The sequence below is a fragment of the Streptomyces sp. NPDC042638 genome, from assembly GCF_040647235.1.
Classification (GTDB): Bacteria; Actinomycetota; Actinomycetes; order Streptomycetales; family Streptomycetaceae; genus Streptomyces; species Streptomyces rameus.
In genome coordinates this window covers 10,935-37,685 of record NZ_JBEZBT010000060.1, presented here as the reverse complement: position 1 = coordinate 37,685, position 26,751 = coordinate 10,935, and the positions used below count along the sequence as shown (strand labels likewise).

Here is a 26,751-nt window from a genome sequence, read left to right as displayed (position 1 = left end):
GCCCCGGCGTATTCACGTCCCGGCCGGCGCGCGCTACTGCTGCCAGGCCGCGGCGCTCTGGTCGAAGTCCTCCTTGTAGGCGCGGCGCTGGGTGAGGTGGGACTCGGTCAGCCGCGGGTGTACCGGCGGCTGCCGGGCGGCGGCCCAGAGTTGGATCAGGTGGCGTTCGCCGCGGTCGCCGACGCCGGGCTCCGGGTCAGGGGTGTGGCAGTACAGGCGCATCCGGACCGACGCCGGCAAGTGGTCGACGGGCAGTTGGAGCGGACCGTCTTCGGGTTCGGCCTCTTCGAAGTCTCCGCTGCCCAGGATGTGGATGACGGGGGCGCCCTCGGTGGCGCGCAGGCTCATCTCCTCCGCGGATCCCCAGGCCGGGTCGGTCCAGGGTGGGGGCGGCTCGTCGTGGATCTGGAGGGTGATGGTGATGGTGCCCGTGTCGGTGTCGGTGAGGATGTGCACCGTGTCCGTGCCGATGGGTCCGCACCGCCAGCCGTACGGCCACTCGGGCGGCCATGGGCAGTCCTCGCCGAGTGTGAGGAGGTAGCCGTATGCGCCGGTCTCCGGCGTCAGGGTGGTCTCAGCGATGATCATCCTGGTCTCCTCGCACGGGAGGGGCGCCCCCCGGCTCGCGGGATGCCCCATGTCGTCGTTCCTGCTGACGTCCGATCAGGTTGCCGGAGCGGTCGGCCCCCGCGTGTGGCGGAGGTGTGTTGACTCCCGATTGAGGTTCCGTTCCCTGAGCGTTCAACCGGTGAGTCCTGTCAGTGTCGTGTGTGCTTCCTAGGGTCCATGAGGCTTTCCGAAAGAAGGGGCTCATGGACTCACACCTGGCGATCCGGGCTCGCGGCATCACCAAGTGCTTCGGCGACGTCGTCGCGCTCGACGGCGTCGACCTGGATGTGGCACAGGGACAGATCCACGGTCTGGTCGGTCCGAACGGCGCCGGCAAGACGACGCTGCTCGGCCTCCTCCTCGGCCTGGCCGTGGCCGACAGCGGAACCCTGGAGGTCTTCGGCACGCCGGTGCGCAGGGCGTTCGAAGCGCCCGGCGGTGTCGCCGGGTTCGTGGACGGTCCGGGGCTGTACCCCTCGCTCACCGCGCGGCAGAACCTCGCCGCGCTGGCGGCTCTGCGGGGCGACGACACGCGGTCGGCCGGGATCGACGACGCACTCGGACAGGTGGGGCTCACCGACGTCGCCGACGACCGCACCCGCGGCTTCTCCCTGGGCATGCGCCAACGGCTCGGCCTCGCCGCGGCCCTGCTCGGCAAGCCGCGGCTGCTCGTCCTGGACGAGCCCTCCAACGGCCTGGACCCGGCCGGGAAGAAGCACGTCCACGGTGTTCTCACCCGGCTCGCGCGGGAGGGAACGAGCGTCGTGCTCTCCAGCCACCGCATGGACGACCTGGAGGCCCTGTGTTCCGAGGTCACCATCCTCGCGACGGGGCGGATCGTCTTCTCCGGGCCGCTGGGCAAGCTGGCCACCGACAACCGTGAACTCGACTACCGGCTCCTGACGTCCGACCCGGAGCGCGCACGCCGGCTGGCCGCCGACGCGCCGGGAATCCGCCTGGCCGACGACACCGCGGGACGCCAGGGCGGGGAGGTGCTCGTGGTGCGCGCGCTGGTGGCCGCCCTCGACGACTTGGTGGCGCGGCTCGTCCACGAGGGCATCGCACTGCGCGAACTCTCCCCGCTCGTCTCCCCGTTGGAGGCGGCGTTCCTGGCCCTGACCGAGCAGCGGATGACCGACGCCCGGCAGCAGATGACCGACGCCCAGCAGCAGATGACCGACGCCCAGCAGCAGGAGACCGGTCGATGACCGCAACCGCGAGCCCCACGCCGACCGCCGTACCGCGGGGACAAGCGCACACCACCGCACACGGCCCTGTCACAGTTGCCCGGAGCTACCGCTTCGAAGTCGTCAAGCTGCTCTCCCAGTGGCGGATCCGCCTCCTGCTCCTCGCCTGCTGGATCGCGCCGGCGCTCTTCGTGGCCGGGGTGAGCGCGCAGAGCACGCTGCCCACGGACACCCTCTTCGGCCGCTGGATGCACGCCACCGGGTGGGCGGGGCCGCTGGTGACGCTGGGTTTCGCCGGCACCTGGGCGCTGCCGCTGCTCACCTCCGTCGTCGCCGGCGACGTGTTCGCCTCCGAGGACCGGCTCGGCACCTGGCGCCACCTCCTCGTCGCCGTCCGCTCACCCCGGCGGATCTTCGCGGCGAAGGCACTGGCCGGTCTCACCGTCATCCTGCTGCTCGTGGCCGGCCTGGCCGTCTCCAGCACGGCCGGAGGGCTGGTGACCGTCGGGAACCACCCGCTGGCCGGCCTCGACGGCCACCCGCTCGCGCCGGGGGACGCCGCCGGCACGGTCCTGCTCGCCTGGGCGTGTGTGCTCGCCCCGACCCTGGCCCTCGCCGGAATCGGGCTCCTCGGGTCGGTCGTGCTCGGGCGCTCCCCGATGGGTCTGCTGCTGCCCGCGGTCGTCGCGCCGGCGATGCAGCTCGCCCAGATGCTGCCGCTCCCCGTCGCCGTACGCCTCGCCCTGCCCGGCGGCGCCTTCCTCACCTGGGACGGCCTGTTCACCAGCCCGGCGCAGCTCGCTCCGCTCCTCATCGGCATCGTCGTCAGTCTCCTGTGGGCCGTGACGGCGACGGCGCTGGCCTGTGTCCTCTTCCTGCGGCGCGACTTCACCAACCCCACCGACGACGGCTCCTCACGCCACGCGGTCGTCACGGCCGCCCTGCCGCTGGCGGGACTGCTCGGTGTGACGGTCGCGGTCGTGGCGGCGACGACCACGGCCACCGGCTCCGGGATCGAGCAGGCCAAGGTGCAGCACGCGCTCGCCACCGAGTTCGCCCACCTGTACCGCACACAGACCGCCCAGCTCCGCCGGCCCGCCGTCACCGAAGGCCAGTTGAAGACCGCGGCGGCGTGCACCAAGGCCGGTGTCCGGGACGGCGCCCACGGCGCCGGCAACGACTGGCGGTGCGTCGTCTCCTGGCATCTGCCGGGCGTCGCGGCCACCGGGTCGGCCGTCTACCAGCTCGACATCACGCCGGACGGACGGTTCGTCGCCGACGGCGACGGACCGAAGGAAGTGAACGGCTACTTCCTGGTGCGGACTTCGACCGGAGACGCACCGAACCCGCTGTGGCAGTTCGACGGCAACGTCGACCTGCTCGCCGCCTCACCGGACTCCCCGGACTCCCCGACTCCCTGAACTCCTTCTCTCCGGCCACCCCCCGAAGTCCCCGAATTCCCGAAGGGAATGACGTCATGCAGATAGCACGCCGCCGCAGGCAGGCCGAGACGAAGTACTACGACCTGCTGGGCAGACGTGTCAGCCGCCGGGCCGCGCTCATCACGGCATGCATCACCACGGCCGCCCTGGCCACCGGCACCGCCGTCGCCGAGACCCGCCAGTTCGGCACCGACCAGGTCGGCCAGGTCACCGACAGGGGGCAGGTCGTCTCCGCCGACCAGTACATCGCCCCGTACGGCGACCGCCTCGTCATCGACGACGGCAAGATCATGTCGTCGACGGTCAGCCCGGACGGCGGCCACCTCGCCGCCGCGGTCACCGACGGCGACGCCGCGCTGGTCGTCGTGGACCTCGCGACCGGGCGGATCAAGCAGCGCGTCGGCACCAACGCCGCCGACGACCTGCGCATCGGCAGCGGCTCCGTCGGCCAGGAAGGCCCGGCGTACTCCCCCGACGGCAAGCAGCTGTGGCTGGGCCAGGCCGACGGCTACACCAAGTTCACCGTGAACGCGGACGGCACGCTCGCCAGCCCGGCGACCGTCAAGATACCGGCCGACGGCGGCAAGCACGCCCTGGTCGCCGCGGCGGTGTTCTCCGCCGACGGCTCCACCGTGTACGCCGCGGTCAACGGCCAGAACCGGGTGGTGGCGATCGACGCGGCGACCGGGACGGTCACACGGAGCTGGGCGGTGGGCAACGCCCCGCGCGGCATGGCCCGGGCCGGCGACAAGCTCTACGTCAGCAACGAGGGCGGGCGCCCCGCGAAGGCCGGGGACTCCACGCTCAACTCCTACGGCACCCAGGTGCCGGCCGACCCGAGGACCGGCGCCACCACCACCGGCACGGTCAGTGTCATCGACCTGGCCGACGCGTCCGCCGCGGTCGGCACCATCGAGGTCGGACTGCACCCGACCGCCGTGTACGCCCAGCGCGGCGCGGTGTTCGTCACCAACACCGCCGACAACAACGTGTCGGTCATCGACACCGCCGACGACCACGTCGTACAGACCATCTCCACCCAGCCGTGGCCGGAGTCCTCGGTCGGGTACGAGCCCGACGCCGTGACCCTCACCGATGACGGCCACCTCCTGGTGACGCTCGGCCGGGCCAACGCCGTCGCCGTCTACCGTTACGTCTCCCCGCAGGAGCCGGTCAGCTACGTCGGCCTCCTCCCGACGGACTACTTCCCCGCCGAGATCACCACCGTGGGCAAGAAGGTCGTCGTCTCCAACACCCGCGGCATCGACGCGCGCCGCCCCGACAGCGCCGGCCACGCCACCCACGACACGACCTCCAGCCTGACGCAGTTCACCCTGCCCAGCGACCGTGTCATCCGCTCCCAGACCGCCAAGGTCTTCCGGCAGAACGGCTGGAGCGCCGGCTCCGTCGCGCTCGCCAAGGGCCACCGCCATGCCAAGCCGCAGCCGGTCCCGGCGCGGATCGGCGACCCGTCGACGATCAAGCACGTCTTCCTGATCGTCAAGGAGAACCGCACCTACGACCAGGTCCTCGGTGACGTCCCCGAGGGCGACGGCGACCCGTCGCTGACGCAGTTCGGCGCGAACGTGACGCCGAACCAGCACGCGCTGGCCGAGCAGTTCGGGCTGTACGACAACACCTACGACATCGGCACCAACTCCGCCGAGGGCCACAACTGGCTCATGCAGGCCGACAACCCCGAGTACACCGAGTCCTCGGCCGGCGAGTACGCGCGCAGCTACGACACCGAGGACGACGCCCTCGGCCACCAGAAGACCGGCTTCCTGTGGACGGGCGCACAGGCGGCCGGCAAGAGCGTGCGGGACTTCGGCGAGTTCCAGCAGTTCCTGACCAAGCCGTCGGGCGCCAGCTGGCAGAACCTGTACTGCGACGCCAAGAACATGGACGCGACCGGCCAGGCCACCGCCTACCCCCTGAACTCCTCCTCACCGATCCCGTCGCTCAACAGCGTGTCGGTGCCGGGGTTCCCGAAGTTCGACACCAGCGTCCCGGACCTGTACCGGTACGAGATCTGGAACCAGGACTTCGAGAAGAACGGCCCGGCGAACCTGAACATGTTCTGGCTCTCCAGCGACCACACCGGTGGCCCGGCCGGCCCGGCCGCCCAGGTCGCCGACAACGACCTCGCCACCGGCAAGATCATCGACAAGATCTCGCACAGCAAGTACTGGAAGGACTCGGCGGTCTTCGTCGTCGAGGACGACTCCCAGGCCGGCCTGGACCACGTCGACGGCCACCGCGCCCCGGTCCAGATCATCAGCCCCTGGTCCCAGCACGGCACCGTCGACAGCCACTACTACTCGCAGATCACGATGATCCGCACCATCGAGCAGATCCTCGGGATCCACCCGATGAACCAGAAGGACAGCGCGGCCACCCCCATGCGGGGCGCGTTCACCCGGCACCCCGACTACACGCCGTTCACCGCGCTGCCCAACCGCACCTCGCTGACCGACGGCCTGAAGACCCCGCCGGCCTGCGGCGTGGACACCCCCGCCGCCCAGGACCCCAAGGCGGCGGCCGTCCCGTCGGCGAAGGTACCGGCGGACAAGGCGCCGCTCGCCGCCGCCTGGGACGCCTGGAAGTCCAAGCAGCACCTGACCGGCCCCCACGCCGTCCCCGACTACGCCAACCCGGCCCAGATGAACCACCTCACCTGGTACCAGACCCACGACTGGACGCGTCCCTACCCCGGTGAGAAGAAGATCTACGCACCGAACGACGTACCCGGCGCCTACATCCCGTCGCCGGAGTCCGACGGCTGACCCGTCACCGTGGTCCGCCGGCTGACAGCCCCCGGACCGGGACGGACCCCTGCCAGGCCGGCCGCCTGCCAGGGGTCCGTCCCGGTCCGGTTCCCGCCCAGGCGGATCCGGATGCCCACCGCCGGCGGCATACGGTCGGCCCCGAACCCGCTGGCGCCGCCACCGCCCCTGCTCGCCGTGCTGCCGACGGGCGTGGATCCCTCAGCACTCGCCGCCGCCGAAGGGCGGACTTAGAGTGACGTACATCACGCCACCCTGGCTGATTCCCGCTCCTGCCTCGCGCGGCCTGGAGGGCGCATGACCCACATCAAGGTGAACGTGGACGGCACGACGTACGAGGACGATGTGGAACCCCGTCTCCTCCTCGCCCACTACCTGCGCGACCGCCTCGGCCTCACCGGCACCCCCATCGGCTGCGACACCTCGAACTGCGGGGCGTGCACCGTCGACCTGGACGGGGCGACCGTCAAGAGCTGCTCGGTGCTGGCCGTGCAGGCGGACGGCGGCGAGGTGACCACGGTCCAGGGGCTGGCTCGCGACGGCGAGTGGACACCGCTGCAACGCGCCTTCCACGAACAGCACGGCCTGCAGTGCGGCTACTGCACCCCCGGGATGATCATGGCGGCGCGTGATCTGCTCCGGGAGAACCCGCACCCCACCTCCGAGGAGGTGCGGCAGGCGCTGGAGGGCAACCTCTGCCGCTGCACCGGCTACCAGAACATCGTCCGCGCGGTACTCGCCGCGGCCGGGCAGGAGACCGGCTCCGGGCACCAGGTCGGCGAGGAGGCCACGGCATGACCGACCAGGCCGTAGCACACGAGATCGGCCGCTCCCGGCTGCGCAAGGAGGACGCGCGGCTGATCACCGGCCAGACCAACTGGACCGACAACATCCAGGTCGCGGGCCTGCTGCACCTGGCCGTCCTGCGCAGCCCCATGGCCCACGCCCGCATCACCCGCGTCGACGTCTCCCCCGCCCTGGAACGGCCCGGGGTCGTCGCCGCGTTCAGTGGCGCCGACCTCGCCGAGGGGCTCGGTTCGCTGCCCTGCGCCTGGCCGGTGACCGAGGACATGGTGCTGCCCGACCACCCGCCGGTCGCCGTGGACGAGGTGCGCCACGCCGGTGACCCGGTCGCCGTCGTGGTGGCCCGCGACCGGTACGCGGCGGCCGACGCGCTGGAAGCGGTCGAGGTCGACTACGACCCGCTGCCCCCGGTCCTCGACCTGGAGGCCGCACTCGCCGAGGGCGCCCCGCTGGTCCACGCCGACAAGGGCACCAACCGCTGCTACACCTGGCCCCTGGCCACCGGCGAGAGCTTCGAGTCGGTCCGGGACCGCGCCGAGGTGACGCTGAAGCGCCGCTACCACCAGCAGCGGCTGATCCCCAACGCCATGGAACCGCGCGCGGTCGTCGTCACGCCGATCGCCGCCTCCGGCGAGTACACGGTCTACTCCGCGACGCAGATCCCGCACATCCTGCGGATCATGCTCGCGACCGTCACCGGCATCCCCGAGCACAAGCTCCGGGTGGTCGCCCCCGACGTGGGCGGCGGCTTCGGCTCCAAGCTCCAGGTGTACGGCGAGGAGGCCGTCGCGCTCGCGGTCGCCCGCAGGCTGGGCCGCCCCGTGAAGTGGACCGAGTCCCGCTCCGAGGGCTACCTCGCGACCCACCACGGCCGCGGCATGATCCAGGACATCGAGGTCGCCGCCACCCGCGAGGGCAGGCTGCTCGGCCTGAAGGTGGACCTCGTCGCCGACATGGGTGCCTATCTGATGCTCGTCACCCCGGGCATCCCGCTCCTCGGCGCCTTCATGTACCCGGCGATCTACAAGATGGACGCCTACGACTTCACCTGCACGGGCGTGTTCACCACCCGCACCCCCACCGACGCCTACCGCGGCGCCGGCCGCCCCGAGGCCACGTACGCCATCGAGCGGATCATGGACGAGCTGGCCGTGGAACTCGGACTCGACCCGGTGGAGTTGCGGCGCCGGAACTGGATCCGGCACGAGGAGTTCCCCTACACCACGATCGCCGGGCTGACCTACGACAGCGGCAACTACGAGGCCGCGACCGACAAGGCGCTGGCCCTGTTCGGCTACGACGGCCTGCGCGCCGAGCAGCGCGAACGCAACGAGCGCGGCGACACCGTGCGCCTCGGCATCGGCGTGTCGACCTTCACGGAGATGTGCGGCCTCGCGCCGAGCCGGGTGCTGCGCGACCTCAGGTACGGGGCCGGCGGCTGGGAGGCGGCGGGCATCCGCATGCTGCCGACCGGCAAGGTCGAGGTCGTCACCGGCACCAGCCCGCACGGGCAGGGCCACGAGACCTGCTGGAGCCAGATCGCCGCCGACGTGCTGGGCGTGCCGTTCGACGACGTCGAGGTGGTGCACGGCGACACCCGGACGGCCCCGCAGGGCATGGACACCTACGGCTCGCGGTCGCTGGCGGTCGGCGGCGAGGCCGTGCACCGGGCGGCGGTGAAGGTGGTGGAGAAGGCGCGCAAGGTCGCCGCGCACCTGCTGGAAGCGAGCGAACAGGACCTGGAGTTCAGTGCCGGGGTGTTCTCGGTGAAGGGCTCCCCGGAGGCGCGCAGGACCATCCAGGAGGTCGCCTTCGAGACGTTCACCTCGCACGACCTGCCCGAGGGTGTCGAGCCCTCCATCAACGCCGAGACGGTGCTCGACCCGGAGAACTTCTCCTTCCCGCACGGCACCCACCTGTGCGCGGTCGAGGTCGACACGGAGACCGGCAAGATCCGGATCCGCTCGTACGTCTGCGTGGACGACGTGGGTACGGTCGTCAACCCGATGATCGTCGAGGGGCAGGTGCACGGCGGGCTCGCCCAGGGCATCGCCCAGGCGCTGTTCGAGGAGGCCGTCTACGACGACCAGGGCAACCTCGTCTCCGGCACCATGGCCGACTATCTCGTGCCGTCGGCGGCGGACCTGCCGGACTTCGTCACCGACCGGACCCAGACCCCGGCGGTCGACAATGCCATGGGCGTCAAGGGCGTCGGCGAGGCGGGGACGATCGCCTCGACACCCGCCGTCGTGAACGCCGTGGTGGACGCCCTGCGGCCGCTGGGCGTGCGGGACGTGCGGATGCCGTGCTCCCCGCACCGCGTGTGGCAGGCCCTCCAGGCGGCGCGGTCCGGTGGCGCCGGCCCGGCGGACGGGACCGGCGGGACGGGGCCCGCGCAGTCCGGCCAGTCCGGGCAGGCGGCCCAGTCCGGTGACATCGGCCAGTACGACCCGTCCGGGAAGGAGGGTCCGGCATGATTCCTCCCGCGTTCGAGTACACCCGTCCGGGCAGCGTGGACGAGGCGGTACGCGCGCTCGCCGACGCCGGCGAGGAGGGCAAGGTGCTGGCCGGCGGCCAGAGCCTGCTGCCGCTGCTGCGCCTGCGGCTGGCCTTCCCCGAGCTCGTCGTGGACGTCGGCCGGATCCCCGAGCTGCGCGGCGTCCGCGAGGACGGCGACACGCTCGTCATCGGCGCCATGACCACGCACCACGAGGTGGTCCACGACCCGCTGGTACGCCGGCACGCCGGCCTGCTCGCCGAGACGACGGCCACGGTCGCCGACCCCGCCGTACGGCACCGGGGCACCCTCGGCGGCTCCCTGGCACACGCCGACCCGGCCGGCGACCTGCCCGCCGTCGCCCTCGCCCTGGACGCGGAACTCGTCGTCGCCGGACCGGGCGGCCGGCGTACGGCCGCGGTGCGGGACTTCTTCGTCGACTACCTGCAACCGGCCCTCGCACCCGACGAACTGCTGCTGGAAGTGCGGATCCCGAAGACGGACGGCTGGAGCTACCACTACGAGAAGTTCCACCCGGTCGCCCAGTCCTGGGCCATCGTCGGCGTCGCCGCACTGGTGCGGCGCGACGACGGGCACATCGCCGAGGCGCGCATCGGTCTGACCAACATGGGCTCGACCCCGCTGCGCGCCCCGGCGGCCGAGGAGGCGCTGTCCGGCGCCGACGGCCCCGATGCCGTGGCACGGGCGGCGCAGGCGGCGGCCGAGGGCACCCGGCCGGCCCAGGACCTGTCCGCCTCGCCCGAGTACCGCCGGCACCTGGCGCGCGTGCTGACCCGGCGGGCGGTGCTGACCGCCACGGGCTGGGGGTGAGCGCCGATCACCGCCATGGACGACCCGGAGCGGGTGCGGGCCCGCCTGGAGGAGACGGGGTATCTCGTCGACGAGGGCCTGGCGATCACCTGCTTCCTGGCCCTGAGGCTGCACCGGCCGCTGTTCTGCGAGGGCGACGCGGGCGTGGGCAAGACCGCGCTCGCCACCGCCCTCGCCGAGGCGCTCGGCGCGCCGTTGATCCGGCTGCAGTGCCACGAGGGCATCGACGCCTCCCAGGCCCTGTACGACTGGGACTTCCCACGCCAGCTGCTGCACCTGCGGGCCGCCGAGGCGGCCGGGGTGACGGACGCCGACCGTCTGGAGGGCGAGCTGTACGGCCGGCGGTTCCTCATCGCCCGGCCGCTCCTGCGAGCCCTGCAGACCCAGCCGTCGGTACTGCTGGTGGACGAGATCGACCGGGCCGACGACGAGTTCGAGGCGTTCCTGCTGGAGCTGCTCTCGGAGTACTCCGTCACCATCCCGGAACTGGGCACGCTGCGGGCCGAGGAGCCGCCGGTGGTCGTGCTGACCTCGAACCGGACCCGGGAGGTGCACGACGCGCTGAAACGCCGGTGCCTCTACCACTGGTTCGACCATCCCTCCTTCGCCCGCGAACTGGCCATCGTGCGGCGCCGGCTGCCCCGGGTCTCGGCTCGGCTGGCCGAGCAGGTCACCGCGCTGGTTCAGGCGCTGCGGGGCGCGGACCTGCTCAAACCGCCCGGTGTGGCCGAGACGATCGACTGGGCCGAGGCCCTGGACGCGCTCGGGGCGAGCGAGGTGGACGCGGAGCTGGCCACGGCGACGCTGGGATCGGTGCTGAAGTACCGGGAGGACGCCGACCGCGCCCGGGGCCTCGATCTCGCCGCGGTCCTGGCACCCCGGGGGGCGTGACGGCTGTGGGTACACCGGGCGGCGCGGCGGACCGGGGGCCGGGAGCGGATGCGGTACGGCCCGGGCCGCCCGGCGTGCCGGGGAGCGTGCCGCTCGCGGCGGACGCCGTGCTGCTGGGCTTCGTGCGGGCCTTGCGGGCGGCCGGTCTGGACGCCGGCAGCGAGCGGCTGCACGCGTTCCTGCGTGCCGTGGAGGCGCTGCGGCCCGGGACGCGCGGCGACGTGTACTGGGCCGGGCGGGCGACGCTGTGCGGAGGGCACGACGACCTGGAGCGCTACGAGCGGGTGTTCGCCGCCTACTTCGGTGTGCCCGGCGCGTCCGCTCGACGCCCGGCGCGCGCCGCTCCCCCGCCGCGGCCCCGGCTCGTCGCACGAGCGGCCGCCGCCGCTCCCCGCGGGCCCGGGGAGGGCCGGCCCACCGGTCCGCCGACGGCCGCCCTCGCCAGTTCCGCCGAGGTGCTGCGGCACCGCGACGTCGCCGCGCTGGACGCCGCCGAGCGCGCCCAGGTGCGCCGCCTGCTCGCCGCGTTCACGCTGCGCGGGCAGGCCCGCCGCTCGGCGCGCCGGCGGCCCGCCCGGCGCGGGCAGGTCGACCCGCGCCGCACCGTACGCGAGTTGCTGCGGCGCGGCGGGGAACCGGCCCGGCTGCGGCGCCACGCGCGCGTGCAACGGCCCCGACGGGTCGTGCTGCTGGTCGACGTGAGCGGGTCGATGGCGCCGTACGCCGACGCGCTGCTGCGGTTCGCGCACGCGGCGGTGCGCGCAGGCCGCACGGAGGTGTTCACCATCGGCACCCGGCTGACCCGGGCCACCCGCGAGCTCTCGCACCGCGACCCGGACCTGGCCATGGCCGCCCTCGCCGCCGCCGTACCGGACTGGCGCGGCGGCACGCGGCTCGGCGAGCTGCTGCGCGAGTTCCTGAACCGCTGGGGGCAGCGCGGGATGGCGCGCGGCGCGGTGGTCGTCCTGCTCTCGGACGGCTGGGAGCGCGGTGATCCGGAGCTGCTGGGCGCCCAGATGCGCCGTCTGCACGGCCTGGCCCATCAGGTGATCTGGGCGAACCCGCGCAAGGCGCGCCCCGGTTACGCGCCGCTGGCCGCCGGGATGGCGGCGGCCCTGCCCAGTGTGGACGCCTTCGTCGAGGGGCACAGTCTCGCGGCGCTGGAGCGGCTGGCGGCGGTGGTGCGCGGTGCATCGGCCGGAGAAGCGGTGGGGAGAGGAGCCGAAGGTGCGTGAGATCCTGCCGGCGCTGGAGCGCTGGTACGCGGCCCGGATCCCGTTCGGGCTCGCCACGGTCGTCGCGGTCAGCCGCAGTGCGCCGCGCGGGCCCGGCGCCGCCATGGCGGTGGGGCCCGACGACGAGGTCCTGGGCAGCGTCTCCGGGGGCTGTGTGGAAGGGGCGGTGTTCGAGCTGGCTCAGGAGGTGGTGGCGAGCGGAGCGGCCCGGCTCGCGACCTTCGGCTACAGCGACGAGGACGCCTTCGCGGTCGGGCTGACCTGCGGCGGCGAGATCACCGTGCTGGTCCGGCCGGTCACCTCCGGGTCGGACCCGGCGTTCGGGGCGGTCGCCGCGTCGGTCGCCGCGGGTGAGCCGGTGACCGTGGCGACGGTGGTCGACGGGCCCGCCCCGCGCGGGGCCTGCCTCGCGGTCTGGCCGGACACCGTGGCGGGCACGCTCGGCACGGTGGGGCTCGATGCCGCGGTCACCGCCGACGCGCGCGGCGAACTCGCCCTCGGCGCCTCGCTCCTCAGGCACTACGGCCCGCACGGGGAGCGGCGTGAGGACACCGTCACGCTGTTCCTGCAGTCGTTCGCGCCGCCGCCGCGGATGCTGGTCTTCGGCGCGATCGACTACGCGGCCGCGGTGGCCCGCATCGGCGGCTTCCTCGGCTACCGGGTCACCGTCTGCGACGCCCGCCCGGTCTTCGCGACACCCAAGCGCTTCCCGGGGGCGGTCGAGGTCGTGGTGGACTGGCCGCACCGCTATCTCCGGCACACCGGCACCGACGAGCGCACGGTGATCTGCGTCCTGACCCACGACCCGAAGTTCGACGTGCCGCTGCTGGAGGAGGCGTTGCGCCGGCCGGCCGCCTACATCGGAGCCATGGGCAGCCGCCGTACGCACGACGAGCGGCGCGAGAGGCTCACCGAGGCCGGTCTGACCGAGGCCGAGCTGGCCCGGCTGCGGTCACCGCTCGGGCTCGATCTGGGTGCCCGCACGCCGGAGGAGGTCGCCGTGTCCGTCGCCGCCGAGATCGTCGCCCTGCGCTGGGGCGGCAGCGGGGCACCGCTCACCGCGACCGCGGGTGCCATCCACCCGCCCGCCGCGGCCCCGTGAGTGCGAGGAGGAAGCCATGGAACTGGAGCACGAGTTCACCGTCCCCGTCCCGGTCGACGACGCCTGGCGGGCGCTGGTCGACATCGACCGGGTCGCCCCGTGCCTGCCCGGCGCGACGGTGGAGGAGTACGACGGCAGGACGGTGACCGGCTCGGTGAAGGTCAAGGTGGGCCCGGTCACGGTGACCTACCGGGGCACCGCCGTCTTCGAGCAGCAGGACGAGGCGGCGCACCGGATGGTGCTCGTGGCGAGCGGCCGGGAGACCCGGGGGCAGGGCACGGCCAGGGCGACCGTCACCGGCACGCTCACCGAGGGCGACGGCGGTACGGCGGTGACGGTGCGGACCGATCTGACGGTGACGGGACGCCCCGCGCAGTTCGGGCGCGGAGTGCTGGCGGAGGTGGGCGACCGGCTGGTGGGACAGTTCGCGGCCTGTCTGGCGGAACGGCTGGGCGAACGGCCGCCGCGGCCCTCCGGTGAGGACCCGGCACCGTCCGTCCGGCAGGAGCCCTCCGGCGCCCGGGAGGAGCCGGAGCCGCTGGACCTGCTGCGTGCGGCCGGACTTCCGGTGGCCAAGCGGGCCGCCGGCGCGGTGGCGGCGGCCGCGGTACTCGCGCTGCTGGCCACGCGCGTACGGCACCGCGTACGAACCCGGCCGGCCCGGACCCGGGGCCGCCGGCGGACCTGCCGGACGGCCCGCCGCCGCTAGGGCCTGCTGGACAATTCCCCTCGTCGCCCGGAGGGCGGCCTCGCGGCGTCAGGTGCGTGCTCCCGGCGCGCCGGGCGTAGGCCCTCGTAGTGGGCGTACTCGGATCTGCGCCCGGGAGTGCCCTCGGCGGCGCTACTCGGGGTCTCCGGCGACGCGCGCGTGCACGTGCAGGTCGTGCCAGCCGTCGGCGTGCAGCAGGGCGCCGCGCCGGGTGCCCTCGGCGGTGAATCCGGCCTTCTCCGCCACCCGGCAGGAGGCGGGGTTGGCCGTCGAGTGGCAGAGGGCCAGCCGGTGCAGGCCCAGGTCGTCCAGGGCCCAACGACTGAGGCGCCGGGTCGCCGCGACCGCGATGCCGCCGCCGCGTGCCTCGGGCAGCACCCAGTAGACGACCTCGGCGGTGCCGCCCGCCAGATCGACGTCGTTGAGACCGGCGAGCCCGAGGGCCGCCCCGCCGATCGGGGCGACGGCCCAGATCACCCCCGTCTCGGCCCGCCGGCGCGCGTGCAGGCGCTCGATCCGGGCACGGGCCTCGTCACGGCCGGCGACGGAGAACAGGTTCCAGTGGCTGATCGCCGGGTCCTGCCCGGCGGTGTGCAGGGCGTCGGCGTCGGCGTCGTCGAGGCGCCAGGGCCGCAGTTCCAGGCCGCCGGGCAGCGGGAGCACGGGCTGCGCGCCGGCGGCGAGACGGCCGGCGGGTACGACGGCGGGTATGCCGGAGCTGTTGATCATCCGGGGATGATGCCACGGCCCGCTACCGCCGCGGCAGGCGGTGCAGGGTGACGTCGGTCAGCGCTCCGTCGGCGACCGTCGCCGTGAGGTAGGTGCAGTGGGGCTGGCGGCGCCGGTCGGTCGGGGAGCCGGGGTTCAGCAGGCGCAGGCCACCGGGGGCGGTGGTGTCCCAGGGGATGTGGCTGTGCCCGAAGACCAGCACGTCGAGGTCGGGGAAGCGGGCGGCGCACCGGGCCTCGCGGCCCTGGGCGGGGCCGGTCTCGTGGACGACGCCGAAGCGCAGGCCGCCCAGTTCGGCCCGGGCCACCTCCGGGAGCCGGGCGCGCAGCTCCGGGCCGTCGTTGTTGCCGTGGACCCCGACCAGCCGGCGGCTGCGGCTCTCCAGCAGGTCGAGGGTGGCGGTGTCGACCCAGTCCCCGGCGTGGAACACGACGTCGGCGTGCGGGAGTTCGGCGAGCAGCTGCTCCGGCAGCCGCTTGGCGCGCTTGGGCAGGTGCGTGTCGGACATGAGCAGGAGGCGCACCCTGTCAGCCTATGCTTTGCGGGCGGTCAGCCGGTTCAGGCCGCGCGCGACGCCGAGTGCCGCGACGCCCGTGCCGAGGGCGGTGGCCACGGGGTGCCGGACAAGGGTCTCCTGCCAGGACCTGGAGTGGGCGCTGTCGTCGAAGACGCCGTGCGCGCCCTGGTCGTCGGCGGGGGTGCGGTCGACCGGTTCGAAGAGGTTGTCGAGCCCGGCCGGCGGGATGCGGTCGGTCTGCTGGGAGTCGAAGCCGGTCCGGGCGAGGTAGCGGTCGAGCAGTGCCGGGACGAGCCGGTTGGCCCAGACGGTGGCCACGGTGGTGGCGCCGACGTAGTACTGCTTACGGCGTGGGTGGTCGGCCGCGTACACCACGCCCCGCGCGGCGACCTCCGGCTGGTAGATCGGCGGTACCGGCATCGGGTGCTTGGCGAGGCGGGAGCGGACCCACTCGAACTGGGGTGTGTTGACCGCGGGCATCTGGGCCACGGTGACGTGCACGTTGCTGCCCCGGTGCAGCAGTTCCGTGCGCAGGGAGGAGGTGAAGCCGTTGATGGCGTGCTTGGCGCCGCAGTACGCCGACTGCAGCGGGATGGACCGCTCGCCCAGCGCCGAGCCGACCTGCACGATCGTGCCGCGGTCGCGGGGAAGCATGCGGGTGAGGGCGGTGCGGGTGCCGTTGACGAAGCCGAGGTAGGTCACCTCGGTGACCCGTTGGAACTCCTCGGCGGTGATCTCCTCGAACGGCGCGAACACGGTGGAGAACGCGCAGTTGATCCAGACGTCGATCGGGCCGAACTCCTTCTCCGCGGCCTCGGCGACGGCTTCCACCCGGGCCGCGTCGGCCATGTCGGCCGCCTGGACGAGCGGGCGCCCGCCGAGGACCGCGACCTCGTCGGCCACCGCCTCCAGGCCGCCCTCGCCGCGCGCGACCAGGACGACGTTCGCGCCGCGCCGGGCGTAGAGGCGGGCGGTGGCGCGGCCGATGCCGGCGCTGGCTCCGGTGATGACGACGGTGGTGGACATGGTCCCCTCTCCTCCTGAACATCCTGAACATCTCGAACGCCTCGAACGCCTCGAACGTCTTGGCCCCTCGGCCCCTCGGCAGCCTGGGCTGTCTCACTCCACCCGGTACGGTGCCGCACGCTCCGCCGCGAGGATCAGCCCCAGGCCCGGTGCCCCGTCGGCGCCCGGTGCGATGCTCCCGCCGCCGGGGTCGAGGACGCCGTCGAACAGGATCCGTTCGATGCGGGCGTGGTCGTGGAACCACTCCAGGTGGCGCAGGTTGGGCACGGCGGCGGCCACGTGGGCGTGGGCGTGGGGTGCGCAGTGCCCGGAGATGTCGAGCCCGCGCGCGTGGGCGAGCGCGGCGGCACGCAGCCAGACGGTGATGCCGCCGCACCGGGTGACGTCGGCCTGGAGGCAGTCGACGGCCCCGGCGCCCAGCATGTGCGCGAAGTACGGCAGGGTGTAGCCGTACTCACCGGCGGTGACGTCGATCGGGGTACGGCCGCGGATGTCCGCGAGGGTCGTGAGGTGGTCGGAGGAGACGGGTTCCTCGAACCAGGTCACGCCGTGGTCGGCGAGGCGGGCCGCGACGCGTAGCGCCTGGCCGCCGGTGTAGGCGCCGTTGGCGTCCACGTACAGTTCGGCCGTGTCGCCGACGGCGGCCCGCGCGCGGGCGACGCGTTCCAGGTCGCGGTCCTCCCGGCCGCCCCACGACTCCCCGATCTTGATCTTGACGCGTGGGATGCCCTGTTCCTCGGCCCAGCCGCGCAGCTGGCGTTCCTGCTGGGCGCTGTCGTAGGTGGTGAAGCCGCCGCTGCCGTAGACGGGCACGTCGTCGCGGGCGGCGCCCAGCAGGTGGACGAGGGGCAGGCCGAGCAGACGTGCCTTCAGGTCCCACAGGGCGATGTCGACGGCGGCGATCGCCTGGGCGGCCACACCGGGCAGTCCGGCGTTGCGCGCGGCCCTGCACATGCGTTCGTTGGCGCGCGGCACGTCGTAGGCGCTCAGGCCGGTGACGGTGCCGGCGAGCAGTTCGCGGACGACGTGGGCGGTGGCGGCGGGCGCGTAGGTGTAGCCGAGCCCGGTGGTGGTGCCGGAGCGGACGGTGACCAGGACGATGGTGGTCCTGTCCCAGGCGAGGGTGCCGTCCGCCTCGGGGGCGTCGGTGGGCACGGTGTACACGGCGGTGTCGACCGCGTCGACACCCGGCTGGTCGCTCATGGTCACCTCCTCAGCCGCCGCAGCCCGCCCACGGCGCCCGCGGCGACGGCGGCCACGGCGGCGGTCGCCGCCCAGCGGGTCGTACGGGACGGCTCCGCCGGCCGGTCGGCCAGGCGTTCCGGGTGGTCGCCGGGCAGGTTGCCGTCGAGGGCGAGGGCCAGGACCTCGGCGAGATGCAGCGCGCGGCGGCCGGTACCGCCCTGTTCGATCTGGGTGCGGCAGCTGAAGCCGTCGGCGAGGACGAGGCTGCCCGGAGCGGCTCCGCGGACGGCGGGCAGGACGCCCTGTTCGGCGACGGCCATGGAGACCTCGTGATGGCCGCGTTCGAAGCCGAAGTTGCCGGCCAGGCCGCAGCAGCCCTCGTCGAGCACCTCGGCGTCGAGCTGCGCGCGGCGCATCAGTTCACGGTCGGCGTCGAACTTCATGACGGCGTGCTGGTGGCAGTGGGTCTGGACGGTCGCCCGGCGGGCGAGCCGCGGCGGCCGCCAGTCGTCGGGGGCGTGGTGGACGAGCTGTTCGGCGAAGGTGCGCGTCTGCGCGGCGAGCCGGGACACGTCCTGGTCGCCGGGCATCAGCTCCGGGGCGTCGGAGCGGAAGACGGCCGTGCAGGAGGGTTCCAGTCCGATGATCGGCGTGCCGGCCTCCAGGTAGGGCCGCAGCACCCCGAGGGTGCGGGTCAGCACCTTCTTGGCGGCGGGGAGCTGCCCGGTGGAGATCCAGGTCAGGCCGCAGCACAGCGGCTCGGTGGGGACGGCGACCCGGAAGCCGGCGTCCTCGAGGACGCGTACGGCCGACTTCGCGATGGCGGGGTGGAAGTAGGTGCTGAAGGTGTCCGGCCACAGCACGACCGTGCGCGGGTCGGCGGGGTCCGGCTGCTCCCGGCCGCGGGCCCGCCACCACTGGACGAAGGACTCCCCGGCGAACACCGGGGCCGAGCGGGCCTCGTCGATGCCGGCGAGCCGCTTGCCGAGTCGGGCCAGACCGGGCGCGTGGAGCGCGGAGTTGACCAGGGCGGGAGCGGCACGCGACAGCCGGGCCCACAGCGGGAGCCAGCCCATGGAGTAGTGGGCCATGGGCCGGATCCGGCCCGCGTAGTGGTGGGACATGAACTCCGCCTTGAGGGTGGCCATGTCGACGCCGGTCGGGCAGTCGGACTTGCAGCCCTTGCAGGCGAGGCAGAGGTCGAGCGCGTCGTGCACCTCGGTGGAGCGCCAGCCGTCCTTGACCGCGGAGTCGGCGTGCCCGTCGAGCATCTCGAACAGCAGCCGGGCCCGGCCGCGGGTGGAGTGCTCCTCCTCCATCGTGGCCCGGTACGAGGGACACATGACGCCGCCGGTGTGGCTGCGGCAGTTGCCGATGCCGACGCAGCGCATCACCGCGCGGTTGAAGGAGTGGTCGTCGTCGGGATAGCCGAAGTGGGTGGAGGGGGTGGCGGGCCGCCAGGCGGGGCCGAGGCGCAGTTGTCCGTCCACGGGGTGGGGGCGGACGATCTTGCCGGGGTTCATCCGGTCGCCGGGATCGAAGAGCGCCTTCAGCTCGCCGAACGCGGTCACGAGCCGTTCTCCGAACATCCGGGTGAGCAGTTCGCCCCGGGCCTGGCCGTCCCCGTGCTCGCCGGACAGGGAGCCGCCGTAGGAGGCGACGAGGTCGGCGGCGCGCTCCAGGAAGCGCCGGAACCCGGCCACGCCCTCGGCGGTCGTCAGGCCGAAGGGGATCCGGGTGTGGACGCAGCCCTGTCCGAAGTGGCCGTACAGGGAGGGGTGGTCGTAGTCGAACTCCTCGAACAGCCGCCTGAGGTCGCGCAGGTAGTCGCCGAGCCGTTCGGGCGGTACGGCGGAGTCCTCCCAGCCCTCCCAGGTCTCGCGGCCGTCCGGCGGGCGGGCGGTCACGCCGAGTCCGGCCTCGCGGGCCTTGAGCATCTTCTGCTCGCGCTCGGGGTCGTCGGAGAAGGCCACGTTCGCGTCCTTCTCCCCGCGGCCGATGGCCCGCAGCAGGGCGTGCGCCTGTGCGTCGACGTCCTCCTGGCTGTCGCCGCTGTACTGCACCATCAGCCAGCTGTCGCCCTCCGGAAGCACGGCGAGCGACTCCAGGAAGGCGCCCTCCTCGCGCATCAGCTGCGCCATGCGCCCGTCCAGGGCCTCCAGCTGGGTGGGCGAGCAGTGTTCCAGCAGGCGGGGGACGTCGTCGGCGGCGGCGCAGATGTCGTCGTAGCCGAGGACGAGCAGGGACTGGTACGGCGGCACGGGCACGAGGTCGAGCTCGGCGCGCAGGACGGTGACCAGGGTGCCCTCGCTGCCGACGAGTGCCTTGGCGACGTCGAAGCCGTTCTCGGGCAGCAGGGAGTCGAGGTTGTAGCCGGAGACGCGGCGCGGGATCTTCGGGTAGCCGCGGCGGATGTCGGCCAGGTACTCGGTGGCGATGCGGTCGAGGCCGGTGTAGATCTCGGCGAGCCGGCCGCCCCCGGCGACGATCCGGTCCCGCTCGTCGGGCGGGGTGGGGCCGACCCACGCGCGCTGCCCGTCGTAGGTGAGGATCTCCAGGCGCCGGACGTTGTCGACGGTCTTGCCGTACGCCTGGGCGGAGGCGCCGCAGGAGTTGTTGCCGATCATGCCGCCGAGCGCGCAGTGGCTGTGGGTGGACGGCTTCGGGCCGAACTGCAGTCTGTGGCGGGCGAGACGGCGGTTGAGTTCGTCCAGGACGATCCCGGGCTCGACCACGCAGGTGCGCCGCTCGGGGTCGACGGAGAGCACGCCGGTGCAGTACTTGCTCCAGTCGATCACCACGGCGGTGTTGGTCGTCTGTCCGGCCAGGCTGGTGCCACCGCCCCGGGAGAGGACGGGGGCGTCGAAGCGCGCGCAGACGGACACCGCCCGCGCGCCCGCCTCCACGGTGCGGGGTACGACGACACCGAGCGGGACCTGCCGGTAGTTCGAACCGTCCGTGGCGTAGGCGCCGCGGCTGCCCGCGTCGAAGCGGACCTCGCCGTCCACCTCGGCCCGCAGGGCCGCCTCCAGGCCGGACCTGTCCGGAGGGGTCATATGGGCTCCCTTGATCTTCACCGACGAGCTGCCCTGTCCGCGGCGGGCGAGTACCCGGCAAATAGTCAGGTAAAACTGAACAGTCTCAACTGGACAGCTGGCGCTGCCGGTCATAGTGTGGCCGCCATGGCCGACATCTCCGACTCCGCCGCCCGTGCCGCGCGTGATCTGCGCGTGGTCTTCAGCAGACTGCGGCGCCGTATCCGGGAGGTGGCGCAGGACGCCGACCTCAGCCCCTCGCAGGAGTCGGCGCTCACCCTCGTCGGCAAGCACGGCGCGGCCACGGCCAGTGCGCTCGCCGCCGCCGAGGGGGTGCGCCCGCAGTCCATGGCCACCACGCTGGCCGCCCTGGAGCAGCACGGGCTGATCCGCCGCGCCCCCGACCCCGACGACGGCCGCCGTCAGCTGGTCACACTGACCGACACCGGCCGGGCCCGCACCGAGGGCAACCGGCAGGTGCGGGAGGAGTGGCTGGCCCGCGCCTTCCAGGACCGCTACACCGAGGAGGAGCGGCAGACGGTCCTCGCGGCGCTGGAGCTGATGGACCGGCTGTCCCGGCCGTGACACCGAGGCTCGCCGCGGGCGCCGGGACCACCGGCGTCTCCTGCCGCCGCCAGGCCCCGCCCGACCGGATCACCCGAGGCGGCGGGACGGCTCCGCTTCTTCGCGCACCCGGCGCGCCGGGTGCGTCCTCCGCCCCCGCGGCGTCGCACCCGCGCCGCGCCGACCGGGCCCGCGCCGACCGCGGGCCGCACGGCCCGGCCCTGTTCCCGCCCGCCGGCTGCGCGCCGTAGCCGGCGGCGCCCCTGCCCGGCCGTTCTCCCGGCCGGCTCACTCTCACCGCCCCGAACCATCCGAAAGGCCTGACCGACCCATGTCGCTCACCACGCTCGACCCCCGTACCGCCCTCGTCGCGATCGACCTGCAGCACGGCATCGTGGCCATGCCGACCCAGCCGTACCCGGGCCCCGAGGTCGTGTCCCGCACGGCGGGGCTCGCGGACGCCTTCCGCTCCCACGGGCTCCCCGTGGTCCTCGTCCGGGTGTCCTTCGCGGCCGACGGGGCGGACGCCGTGCCCGGCCGCACCGAGCGGCAGGCGCGTGGGCTCGCCTTCCCGGAAGGCTGGGACGTCGTCGTCGACGAACTGTCCGGACACCCCGGTGACATCCAGGTCACCAAGCACAACTGGAGCGCCTTCCACGGCACCGACCTGGACGTCCAGCTGCGCCGCCGCGGCATCACCCAGATCGTGCTGACCGGGATCGCCACCAGCATCGGTGTCGAGTCCACCGCGCGCGACGCCTACGCGCACGGCTACCACGTCACCCTCGCCACGGACGCCATGGCCGACGCCGACGCCGACGCGCACGCCAACAGTGTCGAGCGGATCTTCCCGCGGCTCGGCGAGAGCGGCACGAGTGCCGAGATCCTGGAGCTGCTGGCCAAGACGCGCGCCTGACCGGCCGCCCGCCCACCCGCTGGTGCCGCGGCCTGCCGGGGAGCGGACCTGGGCGCCGTGCGCCTGCCGGCCGCCGGCCCCCAGGTCAGTCCTCTCAGTCCTCGCCCCGCACTATGTGGTCGTCGGCCGAGGCGTCCCGCTGTCCGCCGGACGGCCGGTCCAGGACGGCGGGGAGGCAGGTGCGCACACCGCGGCCCTGCCGGCGGTGGGCCTTGGCCCATCCGGTCTCGGCGTAGGGCAGGGCGGGCTTGTCACTGCTGTGCGCGGTCACGTCGTTCAACTTCCTTCTGCGCTGGGTGCCCGCCGGGTCCCCGCCACGGGGCCCCGGCAAACCCGGGCGCGCGACGGCGGTCAGGTCCGGCCGCCGCCACCGCCGCCGAAGGACCCGCTGGAACCCGATGACCAGCGACTCCGGCTCTGGTCGTCGGCGCGCTTGGTGCCGACGTTGCCGAGCTGGTGCGGGGTGAGACGTTCACCGTCGTCGCCGGCCCGGGGCACCTCGTCGGGCTCGCGCACCTCACGCGTCTCACGGACCGGTCCGGACGCAGGCATCCTCGGCTGCTCCTCGGGCCTGGGCGGTCCCGGTTCGCGTCGGCGCACCTTCACCCCAAGCCGGAAGGCATAGATGAGCCCGGCGACGCAGACCACGCCGACGGCCAGAATGGCGATGTAACCGAAGATCTGTGCACCGGAAGCTGCTTCGTACATGGCACTGTCCATGGACGCCGGGTACCCGGAGGGCGGCCTGGAATGCCCGGCGCGGTGACCCTCAGCCGATCGGCCCACCCGGCCGTACCCACCCCCTCGGGCGTGCAGGGCGTGGCGTGAGCGGGGCTCCGGCCGCCGGGAGTAGCGTCACCCGCGATGACCGAATCGCCGCAGATGTCAGAAATCACGGAGATCACCGCCCGGTACGCGGCACCCGCCCCGCGACCCGGCCGGACCCTGCTGCGCTGGGTCTCCACGACCGACCACAAGGTGATCGGCCGCCTCTACATGGTCACGGCGTTCTGCTTCTTCCTGCTGGCCGGGCTGCTCGCGCTCGCCATGCGGGCCGAACTGGCCCACCCCGGCCTGCAGTTCCTGAGCGAACAGGGCTACGACCAGTTCTTCACGATCCACGGCACGATCATGATGCTGCTGTTCGCGACACCGATGTTCGCCGGGTTCGCCAACGCCGTCATGCCGCTGCAGATCGGCGCCCCCGACCTGGCCTTCCCGCGGCTGAACGCGCTGTCGTACTGGATGTACCTGTTCGGCGGCCTGATCGTGGTGTCCGGTTTCCTGGTGCCGGGCGGGGCGGCGGCGTTCGGCTGGTTCGCCTACGCGCCGCTCAACAGCGCCTACTTCTCCCCCGGCGCGGGCGGTGACCTGTGGGCCATGGGACTGGTGGTGTCGGGCGTCTCGACGACGCTGACCGCGGTGAACTTCATCGCCACGATCATGTGCCTGCGCGCGCCCGGCATGACGATGTTCCGGATGCCCATGTTCACCTGGAACGTGCTGTTCACCTCCGTCCTGATCCTGCCCGCGTTCCCGGTGCTGACGGCGGCCCTGCTGGCACTGGAGGCCGACCGGAAGTTCGGTGCGCACGTCTTCGACGCGGCGAACGGCGGGGCACTGCTGTGGCAGCACCTGTTCTGGTTCTTCGGGCACCCCGAGGTGTACATCGTGGCGCTGCCGTTCTTCGGGATCGTCTCGGAGATCATCCCGGTCTTCTCCCGCAAACCGCTGTTCGGCTATCTGCCGATGATCGGGGCGACCACCTCGATCACCATGCTGTCGGCGGTGGTGTGGGCGCACCACATGTTCGCCACCGGCGCGGTGCTGCTGCCGTTCTTCTCGGTCATGTCGTTCCTCATCGCGGTGCCCACGGGCATCAAGTTCTTCGCGTGGATCGGGACCATGGTGCACGGATCGGTCTCGTTCGAGACGCCGATGCTGTGGTCGCTGGGATTCCTGGTGTCGTTCCTGCTCGGCGGGCTGAGCGGAGTGCTGATCGCCTCCCCGCCGCTCGACTTCCACCTCACCGACACCTACTTCATCGTGGCGCACCTGCACTACGTGCTGTTCGGGACGGTGGTGTTCGCGATGTTCGCCGGCTTCTACTTCTGGTGGCCGAAGTTCACCGGGAAGATGCTGGACGAGCGGCTCGGCAAGGTGCACTTCTGGCTGCTGTTCCCGGGGTTCCAGCTGACCTTCCTGGTGCAGCACTGGCTCGGCGAGCAGGGGATGCCCCGCCGGTACGCGGACTATCTGCCCGCGGACGGCTTCACGCTGCTGAACACCCTGTCGTCGGCGGGCGCGTTCGTGCTGGGCGTCTCCACGCTGCCGTTCCTGTACAACGTCTGGCGCACCGCGGCCAAGGGCGAGAAGGTCACCCTGGACGACCCCTGGGGGTGGGGCCGTGGCCTGGAGTGGGCGACGTCCTGCCCGCCGCCCCGGCACAACTTCGTGGCGCTGCCCCGCATCCGGTCGGAGTCGCCCGCCTTCGACCTGCACCATCCGGAGGTCGAGGCCCCGGCCGGGGAGGAGAGGGCGCGATGAAGGTGGAGGCGATGCTGTTCGGCGGCGTGGCGCTGTTCTTCGCCGGTTCCGCCACCCTGTACGGGGTGTGGTCGCGGGACGCGACGGGCACGACCGCGCTGGTCGTCGCGTGCGGGATGGCGGCGCTGGTCGCCTTCTTCTGTCTCGTCCAGTACCGGCGCCGGGGTTCGCGCCCGCAGGACCGCACCGACGCGGAGGTGGCGGACGGGGCCGGTCCGGTGGCCTTCTTCCCGGACGAGAGTGTGTGGCCGCTCGTCACCGCGCTGGGGTTCGCGGTGACGGCCTCCGGTGTCGTCTACGGCCTGTGGCTGTTCCTCATCGGTCTCGGCGTTCTGGCTCGCGGTCTGTCCGGAATGGTGTTCCAGTACGCGCACCGGTGAGCGGCCTGCGGGGTGCGCCGGGCCGGAAGGTCCCGACGGGTCCGTGGTCGCTCTCGTAGCCGCCGGCGACGGTCTGCCGGATCTCGCCGGTGGGCACGCCCTCCACGAGACGTTCACGCTCGGCCGCCGTCAGGGCCCGGCACAGCCACCGGGTGACCAGGAAGGCGAGTACGGGCGCCACCACCAGGGCGATCCGCAGCACCCAGGTGAGGGCGTTGACGGAGACGCGGAAGGTGAAGGCGATGATGTCGTTGCCGCCGGCCAGCAGCAGCACGCCGTAGAAGACGGTGCCCGCGACGCCGAGGGCGGTGCGGACGGGACGCTCGCGCGGCCGGTCGCACAGGTGCTGCTCGTGGTGCCACTCCCCCGTCAGCCGCTGCTCCACGAACGGGTAGGCGTAGAGGACGGCGAACAGCAGGCCGGGCAGGACGACGGCCGGGAGCAGGACGTTCCACATGAACGTGTGCCCGGCGACCTTCGACTCCCACGGCGGTACGAGCCTCAGCGCGCCCTCCAGGAACCCGACGTACCAGTCGGGCTGGGAGCCGGTGGAGACCAGGTCGGGACGGTAGGGGCCGTACTTCCAGACCGGGTTGACCTGGGCGAGGCCGGAGAGCAGGACGAGAACGCCGAAGACGGTCAGGGACAGACCGGTGGAGGTGGCGGTGAACTGCGGGTAGAGGGGTTTGCCGACGACGTTGCGGTTGGTGCGGCCGGGGCCCCGCCACTGGGTGTGCTTGAGATGGAAGACCAGCACCAGATGCACCGTCACCAGCGCGATGAGGGCGCCCGGCAGCAGCAGGATGTGCACCGGGTACAGGCGGGTGATGATGTCGTGGCCCGGGAACTCGCCGCCGAAGACGAAGAAGGCCGCGTACGTGCCCACCAGCGGGATCGACGCCATGATGCCCTGCGCGATGCGCAGCCCGGTCCCGGAGAGCAGGTCGTCGGGGAGCGAGTAGCCGGCGAAGCCCTCGGCGAGCGAGACCACGAACAGGGTGAGCCCGATGACCCAGTTCAGCTCCCGCGGCCGGCGGAAGGCGCCGGTGAAGAAGATCCGCAGCATGTGCAGGCCGATCGCGGCGACGAAGACGAGTGCGGCCCAGTGGTGGACCTGCCGCATCAGCAGGCCGCCGCGCACATCGAAGCTGATGCGCAGGGTGGAGTCGAACGCGGCCGACATGCGCACTCCGCGCAGCGGCGGGTAGGAACCCGCGTGGACGACCTCACGCATCTCCGGCTGGAAGAAGAACGTCAGCCACACGCCGGTCAGGACCAGCACGAGCAGGCTGTACAGGGCGAGTTCGCCGAGGAAGAACGACCAGTGCTCCGGGAACGCCTTGCGCAGCAGCGAGCCGCCCTCCAGGACGGGCAGCCGCGCGTCGGCGGCGTCCACGAGCCGCTCGGCGCGGCGGCCGGCTCGGCTCAGGGGCTCTGCGTCGCGCCGGCCGGTTCGATTCACGGGCTCTCCGTCGCGGCGGCCCGCTCCACCTCGGCCTCCACCTCGGCCCGTGCCCGGCCCGTCTCCCTGGCGTACTCGCTCACCGCCGTCTGCACATCGCGGGCCAGGTCCCGCCAGGCCCGCAGGGCCGTCTCGTAGGTGCCCGACTGCGCCCCGGTCATACGCTGCTCGGCCGGTGGGCCGTAGGTCTGCCGCAGGTCCTCGACCGTGGCGCGGGCCGCTTCGGCCGCGCGCTGCTTCTGCACCAGTTCCTCGAAGTCGTGTGCCACATCAACCGACCCTAGGCACAGGCGCCGG

24 protein-coding genes are annotated in these 26,751 nt (G+C 73.1%); 14 read left to right on the top strand and 10 right to left on the bottom strand.

Annotated elements, in window-relative coordinates; genetic code table 11:
* Nucleotides 1-33: 33 nt before the first annotated feature.
* Nucleotides 34-588, bottom strand: coding sequence for a hypothetical protein (locus AB0B40_RS32665; protein ID WP_362267131.1), 555 nt, complete (start codon nt 586-588; stop codon nt 34-36).
* A 224-nt stretch (nt 589-812) separates the two neighbouring features.
* Here AB0B40_RS32665 and AB0B40_RS32660 point away from each other — a divergent pair, with 224 nt between their 5' ends.
* From AB0B40_RS32660 to AB0B40_RS32615, 10 genes are all read left to right on the top strand, one after another.
* On the top strand, nt 813-1,817 hold the full coding sequence (locus AB0B40_RS32660; protein ID WP_362267130.1) for an ABC transporter ATP-binding protein: 1,005 nt from the start codon (nt 813-815) through the stop codon (nt 1,815-1,817).
* Nucleotides 1,814-3,217 (top strand): ABC transporter permease, encoded by a 1,404-nt coding sequence (locus AB0B40_RS32655; protein WP_362267127.1) that lies wholly within the window; start codon nt 1,814-1,816, stop codon nt 3,215-3,217. Before AB0B40_RS32660 ends, AB0B40_RS32655 begins: the two co-directional genes overlap by 4 nt.
* Before the next feature lie 56 nt (nt 3,218-3,273).
* Nucleotides 3,274-6,024: an alkaline phosphatase family protein gene (locus tag AB0B40_RS32650; protein WP_362267125.1), complete on the top strand. Its 2,751-nt coding sequence runs from the start codon at nt 3,274-3,276 to the stop codon at nt 6,022-6,024.
* 297 nt (nt 6,025-6,321) lie between these two features.
* Nucleotides 6,322-6,822 (top strand): (2Fe-2S)-binding protein, encoded by a 501-nt coding sequence (locus tag AB0B40_RS32645; RefSeq protein ID WP_345048394.1) that lies wholly within the window; start codon nt 6,322-6,324, stop codon nt 6,820-6,822.
* Nucleotides 6,819-9,305 carry a molybdopterin cofactor-binding domain-containing protein gene (locus AB0B40_RS32640; protein ID WP_345048393.1) on the top strand — a complete coding sequence of 829 codons (2,487 nt, stop codon included), beginning with the start codon at nt 6,819-6,821 and terminating at the stop codon, nt 9,303-9,305. Before AB0B40_RS32645 ends, AB0B40_RS32640 begins: the two co-directional genes overlap by 4 nt.
* Nucleotides 9,302-10,156, top strand: a complete 855-nt coding sequence (locus tag AB0B40_RS32635; RefSeq protein WP_345048391.1) for a xanthine dehydrogenase family protein subunit M — start codon at nt 9,302-9,304, stop codon at nt 10,154-10,156. The genes AB0B40_RS32640 and AB0B40_RS32635 overlap by 4 nt, the downstream gene beginning before the upstream one ends.
* Nucleotides 10,157-10,171: 15 nt before the next feature.
* Nucleotides 10,172-11,047 (top strand): MoxR family ATPase, encoded by an 876-nt coding sequence (locus AB0B40_RS32630; protein ID WP_345048390.1) that lies wholly within the window; start codon nt 10,172-10,174, stop codon nt 11,045-11,047.
* A 74-nt stretch (nt 11,048-11,121) separates the two neighbouring features.
* Complete coding sequence (locus tag AB0B40_RS32625; RefSeq protein WP_362267141.1) at nt 11,122-12,282, top strand: VWA domain-containing protein; 1,161 nt, start codon at nt 11,122-11,124, stop codon at nt 12,280-12,282.
* Nucleotides 12,275-13,384, top strand: a complete 1,110-nt coding sequence (locus AB0B40_RS32620; RefSeq protein ID WP_362267122.1) for an XdhC/CoxI family protein — start codon at nt 12,275-12,277, stop codon at nt 13,382-13,384. The genes AB0B40_RS32625 and AB0B40_RS32620 overlap by 8 nt, the downstream gene beginning before the upstream one ends.
* Before the next feature lie 16 nt (nt 13,385-13,400).
* Complete coding sequence (locus AB0B40_RS32615) at nt 13,401-14,093, top strand: SRPBCC family protein (RefSeq protein ID WP_362267119.1); 693 nt, start codon at nt 13,401-13,403, stop codon at nt 14,091-14,093.
* 132 nt (nt 14,094-14,225) lie between these two features.
* Here the strand turns inward: AB0B40_RS32615 and AB0B40_RS32610 are convergent, their stop codons facing one another.
* The 5 genes from AB0B40_RS32610 to AB0B40_RS32590 form a co-directional block, all read right to left on the bottom strand.
* Nucleotides 14,226-14,822 carry a GNAT family N-acetyltransferase gene (locus AB0B40_RS32610; RefSeq protein ID WP_345060145.1) on the bottom strand — a complete coding sequence of 199 codons (597 nt, stop codon included), beginning with the start codon at nt 14,820-14,822 and terminating at the stop codon, nt 14,226-14,228.
* A 22-nt stretch (nt 14,823-14,844) separates the two neighbouring features.
* The gene (locus tag AB0B40_RS32605) at nt 14,845-15,345 is read right to left on the bottom strand and encodes a metallophosphoesterase (protein ID WP_345060143.1); all 501 of its coding nucleotides are present in this window, start codon (nt 15,343-15,345) and stop codon (nt 14,845-14,847) included.
* Nucleotides 15,346-15,354: 9 nt separating this feature from the next.
* Nucleotides 15,355-16,365 carry an SDR family oxidoreductase gene (locus tag AB0B40_RS32600; protein WP_345060141.1) on the bottom strand — a complete coding sequence of 337 codons (1,011 nt, stop codon included), beginning with the start codon at nt 16,363-16,365 and terminating at the stop codon, nt 15,355-15,357.
* Between the two features lie 93 nt (nt 16,366-16,458).
* Nucleotides 16,459-17,568 (bottom strand): enolase C-terminal domain-like protein, encoded by a 1,110-nt coding sequence (locus AB0B40_RS32595; protein WP_345060139.1) that lies wholly within the window; start codon nt 17,566-17,568, stop codon nt 16,459-16,461.
* A 2-nt stretch (nt 17,569-17,570) separates the two neighbouring features.
* The gene (locus tag AB0B40_RS32590; RefSeq protein ID WP_345060137.1) at nt 17,571-20,606 is read right to left on the bottom strand and encodes an FAD-linked oxidase C-terminal domain-containing protein; all 3,036 of its coding nucleotides are present in this window, start codon (nt 20,604-20,606) and stop codon (nt 17,571-17,573) included.
* 126 nt (nt 20,607-20,732) lie between these two features.
* Between AB0B40_RS32590 and AB0B40_RS32585 the strand changes: the two genes are divergently transcribed.
* Together AB0B40_RS32585 and AB0B40_RS32580 are read left to right on the top strand one after the other, a co-directional pair.
* Nucleotides 20,733-21,170 (top strand): MarR family transcriptional regulator, encoded by a 438-nt coding sequence (locus tag AB0B40_RS32585; protein WP_345060135.1) that lies wholly within the window; start codon nt 20,733-20,735, stop codon nt 21,168-21,170.
* A gap of 310 nt (nt 21,171-21,480) precedes the next feature.
* Nucleotides 21,481-22,065 (top strand): hydrolase, encoded by a 585-nt coding sequence (locus AB0B40_RS32580; RefSeq protein ID WP_345060486.1) that lies wholly within the window; start codon nt 21,481-21,483, stop codon nt 22,063-22,065.
* A 94-nt stretch (nt 22,066-22,159) separates the two neighbouring features.
* Here AB0B40_RS32580 and AB0B40_RS32575 read toward each other — a convergent pair whose 3' ends face one another.
* Both AB0B40_RS32575 and AB0B40_RS32570 read right to left on the bottom strand, forming a co-directional pair.
* Nucleotides 22,160-22,336 (bottom strand): hypothetical protein, encoded by a 177-nt coding sequence (locus AB0B40_RS32575; protein WP_345060484.1) that lies wholly within the window; start codon nt 22,334-22,336, stop codon nt 22,160-22,162.
* Between the two features lie 80 nt (nt 22,337-22,416).
* Nucleotides 22,417-22,773, bottom strand: a complete 357-nt coding sequence (locus AB0B40_RS32570) for a DUF6479 family protein (RefSeq protein ID WP_345060481.1) — start codon at nt 22,771-22,773, stop codon at nt 22,417-22,419.
* Nucleotides 22,774-22,947: 174 nt separating this feature from the next.
* Here AB0B40_RS32570 and ctaD point away from each other — a divergent pair, with 174 nt between their 5' ends.
* Nucleotides 22,948-24,612, top strand: a complete 1,665-nt coding sequence (ctaD, locus tag AB0B40_RS32565; protein WP_362267115.1) for a cytochrome c oxidase subunit I — start codon at nt 22,948-22,950, stop codon at nt 24,610-24,612.
* Nucleotides 24,609-24,992, top strand: a complete 384-nt coding sequence (locus AB0B40_RS32560; protein ID WP_345060477.1) for a cytochrome c oxidase subunit 4 — start codon at nt 24,609-24,611, stop codon at nt 24,990-24,992. The genes ctaD and AB0B40_RS32560 overlap by 4 nt, the downstream gene beginning before the upstream one ends.
* Here AB0B40_RS32560 and AB0B40_RS32555 read toward each other — a convergent pair.
* Nucleotides 24,928-26,454, bottom strand: coding sequence for a ubiquinol-cytochrome c reductase cytochrome b subunit (locus AB0B40_RS32555; protein WP_362267113.1), 1,527 nt, complete (start codon nt 26,452-26,454; stop codon nt 24,928-24,930). The two genes, AB0B40_RS32560 and AB0B40_RS32555, sit on opposite strands and share 65 nt — an antisense overlap.
* Entirely contained in the window at nt 26,451-26,723 is a 273-nt protein-coding gene (locus AB0B40_RS32550) for a hypothetical protein (RefSeq protein WP_345060474.1), read from the bottom strand. The genes AB0B40_RS32555 and AB0B40_RS32550 overlap by 4 nt, the downstream gene beginning before the upstream one ends.
* Between the last annotated feature and the right edge of the window lie 28 nt (nt 26,724-26,751).

What these genes read in the sequence shown, in the direction of transcription:
- AB0B40_RS32650 (WP_362267125.1), top strand. Translation starts at nt 3,274, where the DNA reads ATGCAGATAGCACGCCGCCGCAGGCAGGCCGAGACGAAGTACTACGAC.
- AB0B40_RS32645 (WP_345048394.1), top strand. Translation starts at nt 6,322, where the DNA reads ATGACCCACATCAAGGTGAACGTGGACGGCACGACGTACGAGGACGAT.
- AB0B40_RS32600 (WP_345060141.1), bottom strand. Translation starts at nt 16,365, where the DNA reads ATGTCCACCACCGTCGTCATCACCGGAGCCAGCGCCGGCATCGGCCGC.
- AB0B40_RS32590 (WP_345060137.1), bottom strand. Translation starts at nt 20,606, where the DNA reads ATGACCCCTCCGGACAGGTCCGGCCTGGAGGCGGCCCTGCGGGCCGAG.
- AB0B40_RS32595 (WP_345060139.1), bottom strand. Translation starts at nt 17,568, where the DNA reads ATGAGCGACCAGCCGGGTGTCGACGCGGTCGACACCGCCGTGTACACC.
- AB0B40_RS32660 (WP_362267130.1), top strand. Translation starts at nt 813, where the DNA reads ATGGACTCACACCTGGCGATCCGGGCTCGCGGCATCACCAAGTGCTTC.
- AB0B40_RS32635 (WP_345048391.1), top strand. Translation starts at nt 9,302, where the DNA reads ATGATTCCTCCCGCGTTCGAGTACACCCGTCCGGGCAGCGTGGACGAG.
- AB0B40_RS32560 (WP_345060477.1), top strand. Translation starts at nt 24,609, where the DNA reads ATGAAGGTGGAGGCGATGCTGTTCGGCGGCGTGGCGCTGTTCTTCGCC.
- AB0B40_RS32655 (WP_362267127.1), top strand. Translation starts at nt 1,814, where the DNA reads ATGACCGCAACCGCGAGCCCCACGCCGACCGCCGTACCGCGGGGACAA.
- AB0B40_RS32615 (WP_362267119.1), top strand. Translation starts at nt 13,401, where the DNA reads ATGGAACTGGAGCACGAGTTCACCGTCCCCGTCCCGGTCGACGACGCC.
- AB0B40_RS32610 (WP_345060145.1), bottom strand. Translation starts at nt 14,822, where the DNA reads ATGATCAACAGCTCCGGCATACCCGCCGTCGTACCCGCCGGCCGTCTC.
- AB0B40_RS32580 (WP_345060486.1), top strand. Translation starts at nt 21,481, where the DNA reads ATGTCGCTCACCACGCTCGACCCCCGTACCGCCCTCGTCGCGATCGAC.
- AB0B40_RS32630 (WP_345048390.1), top strand. Translation starts at nt 10,172, where the DNA reads ATGGACGACCCGGAGCGGGTGCGGGCCCGCCTGGAGGAGACGGGGTAT.
- AB0B40_RS32640 (WP_345048393.1), top strand. Translation starts at nt 6,819, where the DNA reads ATGACCGACCAGGCCGTAGCACACGAGATCGGCCGCTCCCGGCTGCGC.
- AB0B40_RS32665 (WP_362267131.1), bottom strand. Translation starts at nt 588, where the DNA reads ATGATCATCGCTGAGACCACCCTGACGCCGGAGACCGGCGCATACGGC.
- AB0B40_RS32585 (WP_345060135.1), top strand. Translation starts at nt 20,733, where the DNA reads ATGGCCGACATCTCCGACTCCGCCGCCCGTGCCGCGCGTGATCTGCGC.
- ctaD (WP_362267115.1), top strand. Translation starts at nt 22,948, where the DNA reads ATGTCAGAAATCACGGAGATCACCGCCCGGTACGCGGCACCCGCCCCG.
- AB0B40_RS32570 (WP_345060481.1), bottom strand. Translation starts at nt 22,773, where the DNA reads ATGTACGAAGCAGCTTCCGGTGCACAGATCTTCGGTTACATCGCCATT.